The organism is Gabonibacter massiliensis (assembly GCA_001487125.1).
GTDB lineage: Bacteria > Bacteroidota > Bacteroidia > Bacteroidales > Marinifilaceae > Gabonibacter > Gabonibacter massiliensis.
The window spans coordinates 13572-30869 of sequence record LN913012.1 but is presented as its reverse complement, the minus strand read 5'-3'; the positions used below and the strand labels follow the sequence as shown (position 1 = coordinate 30869).

19 protein-coding genes are annotated in these 17298 nt (G+C 41.5%); 11 read left to right on the top strand and 8 right to left on the bottom strand.

Going from position 1 to position 17298, the window contains the following annotated elements; all coding sequences use genetic code 11:
- Positions 1–16 precede the first annotated feature (16 nt).
- Positions 17–496 (top strand): DUF4890 domain-containing protein, encoded by a 480-nt coding sequence (locus BN3283_RS02495; protein WP_059025538.1) that lies wholly within the window; start codon positions 17–19, stop codon positions 494–496.
- Between the two features lie 59 nt (positions 497–555).
- Here the strand turns inward: BN3283_RS02495 and BN3283_RS02490 are convergent, their stop codons facing one another.
- Positions 556–1704, bottom strand: coding sequence for a serine hydrolase domain-containing protein (locus BN3283_RS02490; protein WP_059025537.1), 1149 nt, complete (start codon positions 1702–1704; stop codon positions 556–558).
- Between the two features lie 81 nt (positions 1705–1785).
- Positions 1786–2238: a NanQ anomerase/TabA/YiaL family protein gene (locus BN3283_RS02485; protein ID WP_041502544.1), complete on the bottom strand. Its 453-nt coding sequence runs from the start codon at positions 2236–2238 to the stop codon at positions 1786–1788.
- A gap of 128 nt (positions 2239–2366) precedes the next feature.
- Between BN3283_RS02485 and era the strand changes: the two genes are divergently transcribed.
- The 9 genes from era (at position 2367) to BN3283_RS02440 (ending at position 10454) form a co-directional block, all read left to right on the top strand.
- On the top strand, positions 2367–3251 hold the full coding sequence (gene era / locus BN3283_RS02480) for a GTPase Era (protein ID WP_059025536.1): 885 nt from the start codon (positions 2367–2369) through the stop codon (positions 3249–3251).
- 91 nt (positions 3252–3342) lie between these two features.
- The gene (gene der / locus BN3283_RS02475) at positions 3343–4650 is read left to right on the top strand and encodes a ribosome biogenesis GTPase Der (RefSeq protein WP_059025535.1); all 1308 of its coding nucleotides are present in this window, start codon (positions 3343–3345) and stop codon (positions 4648–4650) included.
- Positions 4651–4795: 145 nt separating this feature from the next.
- Positions 4796–5209, top strand: a complete 414-nt coding sequence (locus BN3283_RS02470) for a SoxR reducing system RseC family protein (RefSeq protein WP_041505580.1) — start codon at positions 4796–4798, stop codon at positions 5207–5209.
- Positions 5210–5274: 65 nt separating this feature from the next.
- A complete protein-coding gene (locus tag BN3283_RS02465) occupies positions 5275–6144 on the top strand; it encodes a Fe-S cluster domain-containing protein (protein ID WP_041502540.1) in 870 nt (289 codons plus the stop codon).
- A 45-nt stretch (positions 6145–6189) separates the two neighbouring features.
- Positions 6190–7521: an electron transport complex subunit RsxC gene (rsxC, locus tag BN3283_RS02460; RefSeq protein ID WP_041502539.1), complete on the top strand. Its 1332-nt coding sequence runs from the start codon at positions 6190–6192 to the stop codon at positions 7519–7521.
- A 21-nt stretch (positions 7522–7542) separates the two neighbouring features.
- Positions 7543–8520, top strand: coding sequence for an RnfABCDGE type electron transport complex subunit D (locus tag BN3283_RS02455; RefSeq protein ID WP_059025534.1), 978 nt, complete (start codon positions 7543–7545; stop codon positions 8518–8520).
- A gap of 65 nt (positions 8521–8585) precedes the next feature.
- Positions 8586–9206, top strand: coding sequence for an RnfABCDGE type electron transport complex subunit G (locus BN3283_RS02450; RefSeq protein ID WP_041502537.1), 621 nt, complete (start codon positions 8586–8588; stop codon positions 9204–9206).
- 50 nt (positions 9207–9256) lie between these two features.
- The gene (locus BN3283_RS02445) at positions 9257–9844 is read left to right on the top strand and encodes an RnfABCDGE type electron transport complex subunit E (RefSeq protein WP_041502536.1); all 588 of its coding nucleotides are present in this window, start codon (positions 9257–9259) and stop codon (positions 9842–9844) included.
- Between the two features lie 37 nt (positions 9845–9881).
- Positions 9882–10454, top strand: a complete 573-nt coding sequence (locus BN3283_RS02440; protein WP_059025533.1) for an electron transport complex protein RnfA — start codon at positions 9882–9884, stop codon at positions 10452–10454.
- Positions 10455–10502: 48 nt separating this feature from the next.
- On the opposite strand, the gene BN3283_RS02435 is transcribed toward BN3283_RS02440, so the two are convergent.
- Together BN3283_RS02435 and BN3283_RS02430 are read right to left on the bottom strand one after the other, a co-directional pair.
- Positions 10503–11063: an AAA family ATPase gene (locus BN3283_RS02435; protein WP_059025532.1), complete on the bottom strand. Its 561-nt coding sequence runs from the start codon at positions 11061–11063 to the stop codon at positions 10503–10505.
- 160 nt (positions 11064–11223) lie between these two features.
- The gene (locus tag BN3283_RS02430) at positions 11224–11865 is read right to left on the bottom strand and encodes an HAD family hydrolase (RefSeq protein ID WP_059025531.1); all 642 of its coding nucleotides are present in this window, start codon (positions 11863–11865) and stop codon (positions 11224–11226) included.
- Positions 11866–12020: 155 nt separating this feature from the next.
- On the opposite strand from BN3283_RS02430, the gene BN3283_RS02425 reads away from it, so the two are divergent.
- Positions 12021–13427, top strand: coding sequence for a CCA tRNA nucleotidyltransferase (locus tag BN3283_RS02425; protein WP_059025530.1), 1407 nt, complete (start codon positions 12021–12023; stop codon positions 13425–13427).
- Here the strand turns inward: BN3283_RS02425 and BN3283_RS02420 are convergent.
- From BN3283_RS02420 to BN3283_RS02405, 4 genes are all read right to left on the bottom strand, one after another.
- On the bottom strand, positions 13412–13939 hold the full coding sequence (locus tag BN3283_RS02420; protein ID WP_041502531.1) for a hypothetical protein: 528 nt from the start codon (positions 13937–13939) through the stop codon (positions 13412–13414). The genes BN3283_RS02425 and BN3283_RS02420 overlap by 16 nt on opposite strands.
- A gap of 146 nt (positions 13940–14085) precedes the next feature.
- On the bottom strand, positions 14086–14466 hold the full coding sequence (locus BN3283_RS02415) for a hypothetical protein (protein ID WP_059025529.1): 381 nt from the start codon (positions 14464–14466) through the stop codon (positions 14086–14088).
- A 110-nt stretch (positions 14467–14576) separates the two neighbouring features.
- Positions 14577–15929 (bottom strand): MutS-related protein, encoded by a 1353-nt coding sequence (locus BN3283_RS02410; RefSeq protein WP_041502529.1) that lies wholly within the window; start codon positions 15927–15929, stop codon positions 14577–14579.
- Between the two features lie 2 nt (positions 15930–15931).
- Complete coding sequence (locus BN3283_RS02405) at positions 15932–17290, bottom strand: MutS-related protein (RefSeq protein WP_059025528.1); 1359 nt, start codon at positions 17288–17290, stop codon at positions 15932–15934.
- Positions 17291–17298 lie beyond the last annotated feature (8 nt).

Here is a 17298-nt window from a genome sequence, read left to right as displayed (position 1 = left end):
TTAAAACGGAACAAGTATGAAAACAGTAACATTTGTTATTTCCGCCCTTTTGATGTTTTTTAGTTTCAGTATCGAAGCACAAAACCATCATGAAGAGCATCACGGACAACACCAACGCGGCCCGAGAGAAAGGATGAATCCCGAACAGATGATTCAAAGAATGGTCGCTCAATTGAAAAGCGAACTTAAATTAGATGAAAAACAAGAAAAACAAGTTTCAGAATTATTAACCGCCAATTTCAAAAAAAGAGGTGAAATCTTCCAAAAATATCGGAACAACCAGGATTCTTTAATGTTCTACCACCAAAAAGTGGAAAAAGAACAAAATGCATCCCTGAAAAAGATATTGACCGAAGAGCAATATAAAACTTATATAACCAACCTGGAAAAAATGGAGAAGCGTCGCAAAGAGATGATGGACAGGCGCAATAATAATAGAGAGGGTACACCCGAGATACGCGGGGAAGAATCACAATGCTGCGGTAAATGCAACTAATATAAAAACGGATGATCGAAAAGATCATCCGTTTCATTCTAATCGCACTCCCATATATTTTATTTCCGACGATCCAAAATCTTCGTAGCTATATCCATATACCGGTAAACGTCCTTCGTCGTCTCTCTTATGCGTTGCTCATCCTTCTTATGCCCTAATCGAACGACAATGGCATTCTTTTCAGGAATGGCAATTACATATTGACCCAACATTCCTCTGAAATAAGGGTTACGCATTCCCTTATAGTTCATAATCCAAATCTGAAAACCGTAATAATCCAATGAATCTTTCCCCCATTCATCTTTCAAATAAGAAGCCGGAGTAATTGCCTCCCGCATATAGGCCTCGGAAATCAATTGCTTCCCATTCCAATTTCCATTATGCATCATCAGGCGGGCAAAACGAGCCATCTCCCGGGCTGTAGCGTGGAAACAACAAAACGCCTTCTCATCCCCCCCCTTCTTATCCAACAACCAATAAGCGTCTCTACAAGCCTGCATCGGTTTCCATAGTTTTTCTTCCGCGTATGCACTAATGGTCTTTCCCGTTGCTTTTTCTACGACAAAAGCCAATATCTGGGTATCGCCACTACGATAAGAAAACTGCTTTCCAGGTTCATCGACCGCTTCCAAACAGGTGACCAGTTTATATAAATCGTCTCCGTAATACCCGTGAGTCGTAACGGAAAAAAGGGAACTATACGATTCATCCCAACTCAATCCTCCACTCATGGTCAATAAATTACGAATTGTAATTTTCTCCCTTTTATCCTTACCGAATTCAGGTATATATTTCGCAACCGGATCATCCAGGCTTCCTATCTTTCCTTCGTCCAAAGCAGCCCCGATTAAAAGTCCCACGATACTTTTAGTGGAAGAGAAAATATTAGACGTCAACGTATCGTTCCAACCATCCCTATACTCCTCATACACGATACTATCGTTCTGAATGACGAGAAACGAAACCGTTTTATATTCATCCAAATAAACATCATCCTCTTTCTCCAATTGATAGTCGTTATAATCATGAGCCGTCGTCCACTCCCAACAACTATCCGACTTCACCACGGTATGTTTCTCAAATAAAGTCAGGTCGTCAATATCCGGAAACCAATGAATCAAAGCCTGTTGCGCATAATAGGGCAGACAAAAATAAACCACGGTCAAAATAACTATTATTCCTATGCTAATCTTATATATTCGTTTCATATTGTAGATTGACAATTTTAAATCGTAGATCGACGATTGTAGATTAATCCAATGCAATCACATAATCACTAAATCATCCGATTATACCTTCGTTTTAATTTTAGCCACTATCTTTTTTATCTTTCCACTACCTATACAAGGGGCATGAGCATCTTCCGGGAAGAAAATTACAAACTCCCCGGCTTGTAAAGGAAAATAGAAAGAAGGTCTATCTTGATAAAACATAAAATCACCCTCAACATCGTAAGCCTTTTTTATGTCACGCAGATCTTCTTTAGCTTTCCACCCATAAATTTCTTCGCCTAACAAGGGAAGTTGTATATCGATGTAAGACTCGTGACGTTCCAAAAAAGCCTCTTCCTCCTCCTTTCCATCCACCTCATCCACTTTTATGTAAGCATCCTCTCCTGCTATATCGATACGGCCCAACGGCATAACGGTCATATCATGTGTTTTTATATAATCGAACACGGCTTTAAAATACGGGTTCAGATTTTCTACACGACTACTATTCAAAAGCTTATCTATAATCATTGCATTTCATTTATCCCGGACAAAGATAACAAATTGTTTTCATTCTTGTCCCGAAAGAAATTTCAACTTCCGATTTCCAACTTTCAATTAGTTATCGTACCTTTGTGCCCAATTAAATGATTAAATAAATGGAGCATAGAGCAGGTTTCGTCAACATTTTGGGTAATCCCAACGTAGGAAAATCAACCTTAATGAACCGGTTGGTCGGAGAAAAATTATCTATTATCACCTCCAAATCACAAACAACCAGACATAGGATCAAAGGAATCGTAAACGGAGATGATTATCAAATCGTATTTTCCGATACGCCCGGGGTTGTCAAACCCAGCTATAAAATGCAAGAGTACATGCTCGATTTTTCCAAATCGGCGATCATAGATGCAGACATCATCCTTTATGTTACTGATGTTGTTGAAGATTTTGAAAAAAATGCGGACTTTATTGAGAAGGTGAAACAAAGCAAAGCACCCATTCTGCTGGTTATTAATAAAATAGACCTAACCACGGCGGATAAATTAGATGTTTTATTCGACAGATGGAAGCAAATTTTGCCGCAAGCTGAAATATTTCCGCTTTCGGCCACGGAAAATTTCAATGTGGATAATCTATACAAACGAATACTGGAACTCTTGCCCGTCGGAGAGCCTTATTTCGATAAAGAAGATTTAACCGATATGCCCGCCCGCTTTTTCGTGACGGAGATTATACGGGAAAAGATCCTTTTAAATTATGAGAAAGAAGTTCCTTATTCCGTTGAGGTCGTCGTGGAAGAGTTTAAAGAAGAAGCGAAAAGAATCCATATCATGGCTGTCATTCACGTGGAACGCGATTCGCAAAAAGGAATAATCATCGGACATCAGGGAGCCTCTCTAAAAAAAGTAGGAACGGAAGCCCGTCTGGATATAGAAGCTTTTTTCGGCAAAAAAGTATTCCTCAATCTTTATGTAAAAGTATTGAAAGATTGGAGAAACAAAGAAAAAGATTTGAGGAATTTCGGGTACAAACAAGCCTAAAAACAAATGTAATTCGATGGAACGATTGAGTGATTATAACAGAGAAAACCATAATCGTCAACCGTCAATTTAAAACGTACAATTAATATATATGAGTAATATAGTAGCAATCGTAGGACGACCGAATGTAGGAAAATCAACTCTTTTCAATCGGTTGATTGGAAAAAGAAAAGCCATTGTAAATGAAGAGAGCGGTGTAACCCGCGACAGGAATTACGGGAAATCCGACTGGACCGGTAAAGAATTTTCCATTATCGATACCGGTGGTTATGTATCTAACAGTTCCGATATATTTGAAGAAGAGATTAACAAACAGGTGATGCTGGCTTTAGATGAAGCGGACGTTATTCTTTTCGTATGTGATGTGGAACTGGGAATTACCGACTTGGATCAAAGTTTCGCCAAACTCTTAAGGAAAGTGGACAAACCCATCTACCTTGTAGTCAATAAAGTAGATAACGGAGAACGCCTATACGATGCTCACGAATTCTATAAACTGGGAATAGGGGAAGAGTTATTTCCTATTTCTTCCGCCAGCGGTTCAGGTACGGGAGACTTGTTGGACAAAGTGGTTTCACACTTTTCCAATAATACCATTGAAGAAACGGAACATCTTCCCAAGATTGCGATCGTAGGACGACCGAACGTGGGAAAATCTTCCACGATCAACGCCTTAATAGGCGAAGAACGCAATATCGTAACCGATGTAGCCGGAACGACAAGAGATACGTTAGCCACCCGTTACAATCGTTTCGGGCATGATTTTCTATTGATCGATACGGCCGGATTACGAAAAAGAACCAAAGTGAACGAAGATGTTGAATTCTATTCCGTCATGCGTTCCGTAAGAGCAATAGAGGATTCGGATATCTGTATGCTACTCATTGACGCCACCAGAGGCATGGAATCCCAAGATCTAAATATATTTCATTTGATCGAACGAAACCAGAAAGGAGTAGTCATTCTCGTCAACAAATGGGACCTTATAGAAAAGGATAACAAAACCCTTATCAACTTCGAAAAAGAGCTAAGAATGAAAATAGCCCCTTTCGATGACGTACAAATTATTTTCACCTCGGCATTGACCAAACAACGTTTATTAAAGGCTTTGGAGGCAGCAATTGAAACGTATAAAAACCGTTCTCAAAAAATAAAAACATCGGAATTGAATAACGTGATGTTAGAAGAGATTGAGAACTTTCCTCCACCGAGCATGAAAGGCAAATACGTTCGTATAAAATACATCACGCAATTACCGACGGCTACGCCCGCATTTGCTTTCTACTGCAATCTTCCGCAATACGTGAAAGACCCGTACAAAAGATTTTTGGAAAATAAAATTCGCGAGCATTGGAAATTTACAGGAGTACCCATTCAAATTTTCATGCGCAAAAAATAGATTAAAAAGTCAGAATACATATTCTGACTTTTTTAATGGCAATTTGTAAATTAAAAAATTCCCCCTCCCTTAATGCCCCGATCCTTTAATTTTAAATCGCCGAACTAAAATTATTATTATCTTTAGGGCGTTTAAAAAGAAGAAAATGGCCGATACGATCACACACGAGGGAATCGTCATTGCAATCAACGATTCCCATATTACGGTTTCCATCCAAAGTCAATCTGCCTGCGCCGCCTGTCATGCCAAAGGTGCTTGCGGGCTATCGGAAGTGACTCATAAAAACATCACGGCCGAAAAGCCCAATACTCCCGTAGAAGTCGGAGATAAAGTGATTGTTATGGCAAGTGTCGGAAACGCTTTATATTCCGTTTTATTCGCCTACTTTCTCCCTTCCGTTGTTCTGATCGCCATTTTAGCTCTACTCGTCTCCTCCGGGATAGAAGAAACTTGGGCTGCCTTATATTCACTTTTAACAATTACCATCTATTTTATAATCATATACTTCTTTAGAAATCGGTTTGCCCAAAAGATAAAATTCAAGGTTAAAATAGAATAAACATGAAAAAATTAATAACTTTACGAGCGCTATAACTGTAAAGAAGAGACAAAACGAAAAATCTTATGATTACTACTACTATTATTTACACTATTATCTCTTTATGCGCCATCGGAATTGCAGCAGCTGTAATCCTTTATCTGGTCGCACAAAAATTCAAAGTCGAAGAGGACCCCAGAATCGATATCGTGGAAAGTATACTACCGGGAGCAAATTGCGGAGGTTGTGGCAAACCGGGATGTAGGGGATTTGCCGAGGCGACCGTAAAAGCGACCTCCTTGGACGGACTTTTTTGTCCGGTAGGGGGTACAGAAACGATGGCAAAAGTAGCCGCAGCCTTAGGCATGGAAGCAAGTGCACAAACTCCGCAAATTGCCGTTGTGAGATGTAACGGTACTTGTGAAAATCGGAAACGTACAAGCCGGTATGACGGCTACTCATCCTGTGCCATAGAACACTCTCTCTATCGGGGAGAAACGGATTGCACGTACGGTTGTTTAGGATGTGGCGATTGCGTAAAAGCCTGTCCCTTCGATGCCATCCACATGGATGCCAACGAATTGCCCGTAGTCTCAGATGAAAAATGTGTCGCCTGCGGAGCTTGTGTGAAAGCTTGTCCCCGCAACATTATTGAATTACGAAACAAGGGGCCGAAAGACCGCAGGGTATTCGTGTGTTGCGTGAACAAAGATAAAGGCGGGATAGCCCGTAAAGCTTGTACGGTTGCTTGTATCGGTTGTGGAAAATGCGTGAAAGAGTGTCCTTTTGAAGCGATCACGTTAGAAAACAATCTTGCTTACATCGATTTCCGGAAATGCAAATTATGCCGGAAGTGCGTTAGTGTTTGTCCCACGGGGGCCATCCATGAAGTGAATTTTCCACCCCGGAAAATAACCGAACCTGCTGAGACTACCGCCACGAATCAAGAAGCGTAGAGTTTAGATATATCTACTGAATCCTAAAACCTAAAATTGAAAACCGTGTTGAAGACATTTAAATTAGGAGGTGTACATCCACCCGAAAATAAATTATCATCACAAGGGGAAATCATTACTTTGCCAATCCCCGAACAAGTGATCATCCCGCTTTCACAACATATTGGAGCTCCCGCTACCCCGGTCGTAAAAAAAGGCGATCAGGTGAAAGTCGGACAACTCATTGCCCAAGCTACCGGATTTATTTCCGCTAACATCCACAGTTCCGTTTCCGGGACTGTCGCCAACATAGAACCGGTAATAGATAGTAGCGGATACCCCAAACCGGCCATTATTATAAAGGTCGAAGGCGACGAATGGGAAGAGGGAATATTACGTGAAGCAGTAAACAAAAGGCCGGACGAATTTACCAAAGAAGAGATCATATCGGCCATTCAAAGTGCAGGTGTTGTCGGAATGGGAGGAGCAACATTCCCCACTCAGGTAAAATTATCACCTCCACCGGGAAATACGGCAGAAGTTTTAATTATTAACGGTGTAGAATGCGAACCGTACCTGACAGCCGATCATCGACTGATGCTGGAACACGGAGCCGAACTGATCGTCGGAATAGAATTGTTGATGAAAGCCCTTCATGTTCAAAAGGCAATCATAGGCGTCGAAAACAACAAATCGGACGCTATCCAGCTCCTCCGGCAAGAAGCCCGTAAAGTAAAAGGGATTGAAGTATATCCGTTGCAAATAAAATACCCGCAAGGTGGAGAAAAACAATTGATCCAAGCTACCACGGGTAAACATGTTCCTTCGGGAGCGCTTCCGATTGCCGTCGGGGCTGTCGTACAAAACGTGGGAACTGTATACGCCGTATATGAAGCTGTAATGAAACATAAACCTCTGTTTGAAAGAGTTGTTACGGTAACCGGAAAGTCTTTAAAAGAACCGGGAAATTATCTATGCCGGATCGGCACGCCGATCACGAAATTGATCGAAGCTGCCGGAGGCCTTCCCGAAGACACGGGAAAAATTATCGGCGGTGGTCCTATGATGGGCAAAGCTCTGACGACAACAGACCTACCTATCACTAAAGGTTCCAGCGGTGTCTTACTGCTGAATCAAAAAGAAGCCAGCCGAACATCTTCCCGTAATTGCATCCGGTGTGCTAAATGCGTTAGTGTCTGTCCGATGGGATTAGAACCTTATCTATTGATGTCCCTAAGTGAGCGAAACAGAACGGAGGATTTGGAAACAGAAAAAATCATGGACTGCATAGAATGTGGCTCATGCAGTTTTACCTGTCCAGCCAACAGGCCTCTTTTGGATGTTATACGCCTGGGAAAGGCAAGAACAGGCCAAATGATTCGATCACGTAAATCATAAATCTTAAATTAAAATTCACTTATGAGTAATTTAATCATATCTCCTTCACCTCACATACACAGTAGGGATTCGATAGAAAAAAACATGTATGGCGTACTCATTGCCCTTATTCCGGCATTTATCTGTGCCATCGTATTTTTCGGCTTGGGAGCAATCACCGTAACCCTGGCTTCCGTGATAGCCTGCCTCGTCTTTGAATATTTAATTCAAAAATACATATTGAAACAACAGCCTACCATTTGGGACGGGTCGGCTATTATCACCGGTGTTTTGTTAGCATTCAACCTGCCTTCATCACTTCCGGTATGGATTGTGATCATCGGCGCCTTGGTCGCCATCGGAGTCGGAAAAATGAGCTTCGGTGGTTTAGGAAACAACATTTTTAATCCCGCCCTCGTGGGACGGGTATTTTTGTTGATCTCTTTCCCGGTTCAAATGACGACATGGCCTATTCCTCACGGATTCTCCACCACGGATGCTTTAACGGGTGCAACTCCGTTAGCTATTGCCAAGGGAGCTTTTAAGACCGGGCAGCCCATCTCCGATGCTTTATCTGCAGCCGGATTTTCAAATGAAGATTTAGTTTTAGGAAACATAGGAGGTAGCCTCGGAGAAGTAGCTGCACTTGCCTTGCTTTTAGGCTTCGCCTATATGCTTATTCGCAGAATTATCACTTGGCATATTCCCGTAACGATCTTTGCTACCGTCATTATTTTTTCGGGTATTTTACATTTAGCAAGTCCGGACCAGTTTGCCGGTCCGGTATTCCACCTCTTTACCGGAGGTATGATGTTAGGAGCCATTTTTATGGCAACAGATTACGTCACCTCCCCCATGTCCTATAAAGGAATGTTTATTTATGGCGCAGGCATCGGATTATTGACCGTTCTCATCCGAAATTTCGGAGCCTATCCGGAAGGGATGTCGTTCGCCATTTTGATTATGAACGGTTTTACCCCGTTGATCAACAGATACTGTAAACCGGTAAGATTTGCATAATGAAGGATTACTGATTTGGATTTACGATGACCGTAACCAATCGCTAAATCATAAATTTTAAAACTATGGGAAAGAAATTAGAGTCAACCTTTAAAAATATGGTATTAGTTTTATCCGCCATAACCCTAATCTCGTCGGCTGCCGTTGGATTTGTCAACGAATTTACTTCGGGGCTAATCGATAAAGCCAAATTGGAAAAACAGGTGACAGCAATCCGGAATGTCGTAGCCGCTTTCGACAACGACCCGATGGCTGAAGCATGGACAGAAAAGACTCCCGACGGAGGCGAATTGATATTTTATCCGGCCAAAAAAGCGGGCGAGCTTGTCGGCACGGCCATAAAGACGTATAGCAACAACGGTTTCAGCGGAAAAGTATGGCTGATGGTCGGTTTTAACCCGGACGGAACCATTCACAATTATTCCGTACTCGAACATAAAGAGACACCTGGATTAGGTTCCAAGATGGATAGCTGGTTTACACGGGGAGGGAAAGGAAACGTGACAGGAAAAAAACCGGGAAAAACCGGATTAAAAGTTACTAAAGACGGTGGAGACGTGGATGCGATTACGGCAGCCACGATCTCTTCACGGGCATTTTTGGATGCAATAAATCGGGCTGCAGCCGCTTTAAACGGGGCGGATACCCAATCGGGAGCAACCCAACAAATAAAAACTGAGAATTAACAAATTTAACGACTGCGATACAGTCGCCAATATAAAATTAAACTGGACCTATGAACAATTGGCAAAATTTCACCAAAGGTTTCTTCAAAGAAAATCCGACCTTCGTTCTATTGCTCGGAATGTGTCCCACGCTGGGAGTAACGACATCGGCTGTCAACGGGTTGGGAATGGGATTGGCTACGGCATTTGTGTTGACTCTGTCAAACCTTGTGATCTCATTAGTATCAAACCTGATCCCCGATAAAATCCGTATACCGGGCTTCATCGTGATCATAGCGGCATTCGTTACCGTGGTGGACATGTGTATGGCTGCTTACACACCGGGACTTCATGAATCATTGGGATTATTTATTCCCCTGATCGTAGTGAACTGTATCGTATTAGGACGAGCCGAATCCTTTGCCTCAAAAAACAAGGCCATTCCTTCCATTTTAGACGGGTTAGGCATTGGACTGGGATTCGCTATGGCATTAACCATCTTGGGGGGAATTCGAGAAATTTTAGGAAGCGGTAAGTTATTCAACATAACATTGTATAGTGAACACTACGGAATGCTTATTTTCGTCTTAGCCCCGGGAGCGTTCATCGCTTTAGGCTATTTAATTGCTCTGATTAACAGGATCAGGAAGACGAATTGAAGATGATTATGATAAGAACCTAAAATCTAAAACTATAATGGAATATATATTTATATTTATTGCGGCAGTATTCGTTAACAATATCGTATTGGCCCAGTTCCTGGGAATATGTCCTTTTTTAGGGGTTTCCAAAAGCGTACCTACCGCACTCGGCATGACCGGAGCCGTTACTTTCGTAATGATTTTGGCCACATTAGTTACGTTTATCGTACAAAAAACAGTACTTGATCCGCTTCAGATCGGATTTATGCAAACAATCACCTTTATCCTGATCATTGCAGCCCTCGTACAAATGGTAGAAATTATTCTGAAGAAAGTAAGTCCCGCACTCTATCAGGCGTTAGGGGTCTTCCTACCCTTAATTACGACAAACTGTGCCGTTCTCGGTGTAGCCATCATGGTTATTCAAAAAGACTATAACCTGCTGCAATCGGTCGTATTCGCCGCCTCGACAGCTCTGGGTTTCGGTTTGGCCCTAACCATATTCGCCGGTATCCGGGAACAGCTGGAGCTGGTAAATATTCCCAAAGGGATGCAGGGACCCGCTATAGCAATCCTGACAGCCGGATTGTTAGCCATGGCTTTTATGGGATTTTCCGGCATCGTGTAATTCGAAATCATACGATAAAAATAGTCCGGAAATAATTCCGGACTATTTTTATCGACCACATTCCTTCTCTTTTCGTAAAAAATCAAGCATATAATCCGCTCTCTCCCGAACAGACAATAAAGGAACCGGCGTAACGGTATATCCTAACGCTCCATAAGTTCGTTTCATCTCCTCGCAGGTTTCTACCGCCAATTCAAAATCCTGTTTTCGCTCCTCGTCCGTGCAATATATCTCTCTCCACGGAGGAAATAAGAATACCCTTTTATTGTATCGATAACAAGAGGCTGCACTCCTCAATTCATCCCACTCATTCAATCCTATTAAGCGACTGTAACCCAATACATCCGGGATTCCTCTATCGAAAAAACAAAGCTCTTCCGCCTCCTTGTGGTTCTCAAAATCCCGAATTGCATATTGTAACATCAATTCCGAATACTTTCGGGTATTTCTCCAGGGCAAAGCATCTCCTCCGGAAGCAAGCTGTTCACGGATAATACACCTTCCGCTCTCCGCTACAGTAACCGCTCCCCTGAGCCGGAGTTCCTCCATGACAGTCGTTTTTCCCGCACCGGGACCTCCCGTTACAACAAAGAAATTAGGTTTATACATTCTTCTATTATGCGATTGAAAGATTCGACGATTAAAATAAATAAAAAACGTTTACATAATTGATGGAATTCTTTACCCCCGCGGAATTTATTTCCGCTAACACTATAAAACAAGAGGGATTCCGGGATCAGAGGAGCAAACGATTCGAATAATCATAGAATCACTCTATCATTTTTTCATAAGCAAACCCTACAAAATCGGATATGACCCGGTTAGTCCGTCTCTCCATTTCCTCCCGGGGGTTTGTCGTTGCCAATCCTATTACCTTCATTCCTGCCCTCTCCCCGGCTTCCAAGCCCGCAAAAGAATCTTCGAATACGAAACAAAACTCCGGTTTTACTCCCAACGCTTCAGCTCCCAACAGATAACATTCAGGATCGGGCTTAGAGCGAGTAATCTTATCGGCAGTAATCTTTACTTGAAAATATGCGGCTAACTCCGGACGGGCATGATACACGTATTCCATCTTTTTCTCATTGGAACTGGTCACTAAAGCGATTGGGACTCCCCGACTTTTAAGATCTTCTATAAAATCCAATACCCCCGGAATATAGGGATAGTCCATACGAGACTCCAATGCGTCCAGCCGTCGTAGAATCGACTGCTCCTTTTGAGGATCATTTTCCAAAAACTCCGCTACGATCTTTTGCAGAGTGAAGCCTTTGACTTTTCGGTGAAAAGCCTGTATATCGGGCCGATAACGCTTTCCCTCCTCCTCCCAAAAACCATCGTATGCCTTTTCCGTATCTAAAACGACACCATCCAAATCAAATAACACAGCCCATTTCCTTGTTCTATTCATATCTCCTTCAATTACATTTCAAAAATAGGAAAAAACTCCGAACGGACAATTTCTCCCGAGCGGAAACAAACCGAAAAGAATTTTGGTCGGTAACGTATAACTTCCTATTTTTGTATGCCGTTTTACCAGAGAGTCTATCATTCAATAGAAATAATATGCAGAAGCATTTGAAACATCCTATTTTTCACTTACTATCGGAAATTGCAGCCCAAAAAGGATGTGAAATATATGTTATTGGCGGATACGTACGGGACCTGATCCTGCAAAGGCCCTCCAAAGATATCGATATTGTTGTGTTAGGAAATGGCATTGAATTAGCCGAAACAGCGGCACGGCAACTCGGTAACCTGCACATCTCCATATTCAAAAACTTTGGAACCGCGATGTTCCGCTATAAGGGCGTAGAAATCGAGTTTGTCGGAGCCCGGAAAGAGTCCTACCACTTTGATTCGCGAAAACCCGTTGTAGAACAAGGTTCTCTCGAGGATGATCAGAAACGCCGTGATTTTACGATCAACGCACTCGCCATCTCTCTGAATACTTTTAACTACGGAGAATTGATTGATCCCTTCGGCGGTCTACAACATATAAAAGAACAGACCATAAAGACACCCCTTGATCCGCTCATCACCTTTTCCGATGATCCGTTGCGAATGATGCGGGCCGTGAGATTCGCCTCCCAGTTAGGATTTTCTATCGCTCCGGAAACTTTCGAGGGAATAAGAGCCAATAACGAACGATTAAAAATCGTTTCAAAGGAAAGAATCATAGACGAATTTAACAAGATCATGCTTTCCCCTAAACCCTCCGTAGGAATTCGACTACTGGAGGAAGCCGGGTTATTGAATCTTTTTTTTCCCGAATTGACCGCATTAAAAGGTGTTGAAATCGTCGAAGGAATCGGACACAAAGACAACTTTTATCATACACTGACCGTCTTGGATTCCGTTGCCAGAAATTCGGACAATCTTTGGCTAAGATGGGCCGCTCTATTGCATGATATAGCCAAACCGGTTACTAAAAAATTTATTACCGGACAAGGCTGGACATTCTATGGCCATAATCATATCGGAGAACGTATGGTAGCCAAAATATTCAATCGACTAAAATTACCCCAGAATGAAAAGATGAAATACGTTCAAAAATTAGTTTTCTTACATATGCGTCCCATTGTCCTTTCCGAAGATATCGTAACAGATTCGGCTGTCAGACGCCTGCTATTCGACGCGGGAGATGACATCGACGACCTGATGTGTTTGGCAGAAGCGGACATTACCTCCAAAAACGAAGAAAAGGTAAGGCGTTTTTTAGACAATTTCCAGATCGTTCGCCAAAAACTGAAAGAGGTGGAAGAAAAAGATGCCATCCGGAATTTTCAACCCCCTATCAGCGGAGAAGAGATTATCGCCACCTTCAATTTACCACCCTGTCGTCTGGTCGGGGATATCAAGAATGCCATCAAAGAAGCGATCCTTGATGGCATTATTGGAAACAATTCCCAAGAAGCCAGAGAGTATATGTTTAAAGTGGCTGAGAATTTAGGAATTTATTTTAAAAAATAAGCTATCTGTTTCGCTTTCGTTCCCGAGCATATTTTTACCGGGGAAGTAGGCACATCGTTATAAGGAATAAATTCCAATGCTTGTAGCAAAGCATACTCATCATCGTCCGTACTAAAAATTTCCAAACTCAAATTAGACTGATTGGTACGGTTAAGCGCTTGCAAATCATCGAACTTATCTTCCTCTAAAATCTGATATAACCTGGAAGACTGGTTGGGTGACAGATAAACCTTGTGTTTTTTCAAGACTTTTCCTGTCGGACTATAAATATAATTCTCTTTTTTCACGAGAAAAGCCACGATCCCCCATCCGATGATCCCCAAACCGATCATGATCGCCACCGAAGAAAGGATGTCATTTTCCGCGGCATTGATATGAGTGGAACCGAAATACAAAACAGCGGCTCCGACCAACAATAAGCCCAAAGGTTTTACCGGTGATTTCTTTTTCTTTACAATTTTACCTTCATCGACTTTCAATATAATATCTCCAATATAATCAAACTTTTCCATAGTATAAACATTAAATAATGACTCTTTTTTTCCGGGAAATTAAACACAATTATCCCGCCACAATAACTCTATCAAGCATTCCGTGAAAGCAGAAATACATATCACGAAAACTCTAACAGGCACCAAGATGCCTCCAGGGTTCAGAATCATACAATGATTTCACGTAAAGCAAAGACATAATATCCCGCGTCTTGCTTCAGTGCAAAAGAATCTCTATAAAAATGTTCGACATTTTTAAAATAGGAAGGAAACACACATTTACGTTCTTCTATCCCGCAAAAAAGATTACTCTTGGGAAGATAACGAAAAGTCGGAAAAGAAGTCAGCACCTCATGTACCGAATTTACAGGTACCGCATTCGCATTCAGAGCAGTCAAAAAAGCCAACTGATGAAAAGCCTCCTCTTCGTTCGAAACAATCTTTTCCTGCTTATCGGCCGTAACGACACGAGTAGAAGAATCTATCTGTTGAATCAGATAAATGATTACTACAAACAGTAAAACACTATATTTCAAAAAGGCCTTCATCGTTATGTTTCGTATTACAAAATTAGCAAATCGCTACGATATTCCATACAATAAACAAAAAAAAATTAGGCTGATATTTATATCAGCCTAATTTTTTCACTTACGCTCACTTATTTAGCCGGTTCGACCTCTCGACCTTTTATAATTTCCACAATATGTTCATTATTGATAATCATCATACCGTGACGGTCATTGGTAATACCCTCTTGTAACGTATAGGTATAAGTCGGAATAGAGCCCTTCATAATTGTCGGGAAGAATACAAATTTCAAGTTAGAACAATGTTCCCGCAATGTTTGTCCGGCCTCTATAATGTGGGTTGATATAATAAAAGAACAATTCCGATTCTCTGCAAACGCTTCCGTTACGGCAACAGTAGCATCGTAAGCATCCTTCACGTTGGTTCCTTTAAACAACTCGTCGAATATAATGACCAGATTTTTACCTAAACTCACCTCTTCTGCCACATGCTTTACACGAAGTACCTCAGCATAGAAATGACTATATCCCATATTCAAGTTATCAGCTACATTTATGGAAGTATACATACCGTCCTGAACCGAAAACTCCATACGTTCGGCCGCAACGGGGAATCCCATATGGGCCAAATAAATAGCGATACTGAAAGATTTCATGAATGTAGATTTTCCGGCCATATTAGCACCGGTCAGGAAAATCACATTGTGCTCGTGATCGACATGCACGGAATTGGCAACAGCCCCCGTCAACTGAGGATGATATACCTTCGTTATCGTTATATCGTTTTTATCCTCTACCATTTGATTGGCTTTCGCATAAACGAATTTTTTCTCTCTGGCAATCCGGGAAACCGTGATATACACATCGTATTCATAAATAATCTGCATCATCCTTTTGATTTTCTCTCGACAAGTATATCGCAAAAGATGATCGAATCTGGCCACCTTCGCTAAAGAGAGACGGGCCACTCCCCGTTCGTTAAGCGCCCAAGCCATTTTTTTATCATGAAGAATAGCATCCATCTCTTCGATCGTCTTCCAATAAGGAGAAGAAGCTCCCCCTTTAGCCAGTTTCTGATTAAAATCGTTTATCAGGTTCAAAAACTCGATGGAAGCGATGATTCCATTATATATCATTTCGAATTCCTTATCCGATCCTATATAATTCAATAATTTCCTACGGCAGGTATTCATGGCTGCCACAATGGGATTCGCGTGTCCTAAATTACTCAGGTAATGGTCAACCACATCAAACAATTCGTTTTCGATAGGAAACTCTACATTTTGTTCCTGAAAATAACGGAATACACTACTCCGCTTATTGATAGCCTCAGCATCACTTAAAGGGTTTTGGAACATGTATTCCAAGAGTTGTCCCCCGCCCCGGGTACAAGTATGATTAAACACGTTAAATATAGAATTATTCTTATATTTACCGAGCATGTTAAGGTCATCCAAAGTCTGTTTATCTACGGTAAAGCTCATGATCAATTAGATTTAGCGTTGTTGGTTTTCTTTCTACTCTTTATTATCTCAATGATACGTTCATTGTTGATAATCATCATACCATGCCGGTCGTTGGTAATACCTGAAGCTAACTTATAGGTGTATACCGGCATACTTCCTTGCATAATCGTGGGAAGATAAGCGAAATTAATATTGTCGCAAAGCCCGCGTAATGTCTCTCCAGCCTCAATAATATGGGTAGAAATAATAAAAGTACAGTTCCGGTTGGCCGCAAAAGCCTCCGTTACGGCAACGGTCGCATCATAAGCATCTTTCACGTTAGTACCGCGGAACAGCTCGTCGAAAACAACAATCAGGTTCTGAGAACGACTCACACTTTCGGCCACTTTTTTTACCCGGAGAACCTCCGCATAGAAATGGCTGTATCCCATATTCAAATTATCCGGCAAATTGATCGTCGTATACATTCCGTTCTGGACGGAAAATTCCATGCTTTCGGCCGGAATAGGGAATCCCATATGGGCTAAGAATATACATACGCCGAAAGTCTTCATGAATGTAGACTTTCCGGCCATGTTAGCTCCCGTCAAGAAAATCACATTACTATTGTGATCGACATGCAGGGTATTCGGTGTCGGATTTTTTAATTGAGGATGATACATCCCGTCAATTTTCAATACATTTTGATCCGATGGTAGAGCTTTCGCAAAAACGAAACCTCGCTTAATAGCCACCTGAGCGATAGAAATATATACATCCATATTATAGATGTAATAGAGCAACTTCTTCATTTTATCCCTGGCGGCATAACGCAAAATATGGTCGTAATCGGCCGTTTTCGCGTAAGCTATTTTTTTCAAACCCTTCTCTTTATAAGCCCAAGCAAATTCTTCATCAAGAATGATCTTATTCATCTCCTCCACCTCTTCTTTATAAGAATCGACAGCATTTATCGCATCGATCTGAATAAAAAAGTCATGCAAGCAATTAATAATCTCAACAGAGGCTAAAATACCTTTATGCAATAATTCATATTCAGTATCTGTCCCCATATAGCTACGGAATTTCCGTTGTAAAGTATTGTTCTCGGCCACAATCTTCGTACGACTATCCGTATTGCTCAGGTAGTGCTCTACCGTATCGAACAGTTCGCTTCGAAACGGAAATTCCACGTTCTTTTCCTGAAAATATTTGATGATCGTACTCCTTTTATTGATTTTATCCACGTCAGACAGCGGATAAAGAAACATTTCCTCCAACACCAAAGCCCCACCTCTCGTTCGAGTGGTGTTGAACAAACTGTAAATCGAATTCCCTCTGTGCTGTTTTCCAAAAATGTTGAGGTCATCCAGGGTTTGCTTGTCAATTGTAAAACTCATAATTTGTT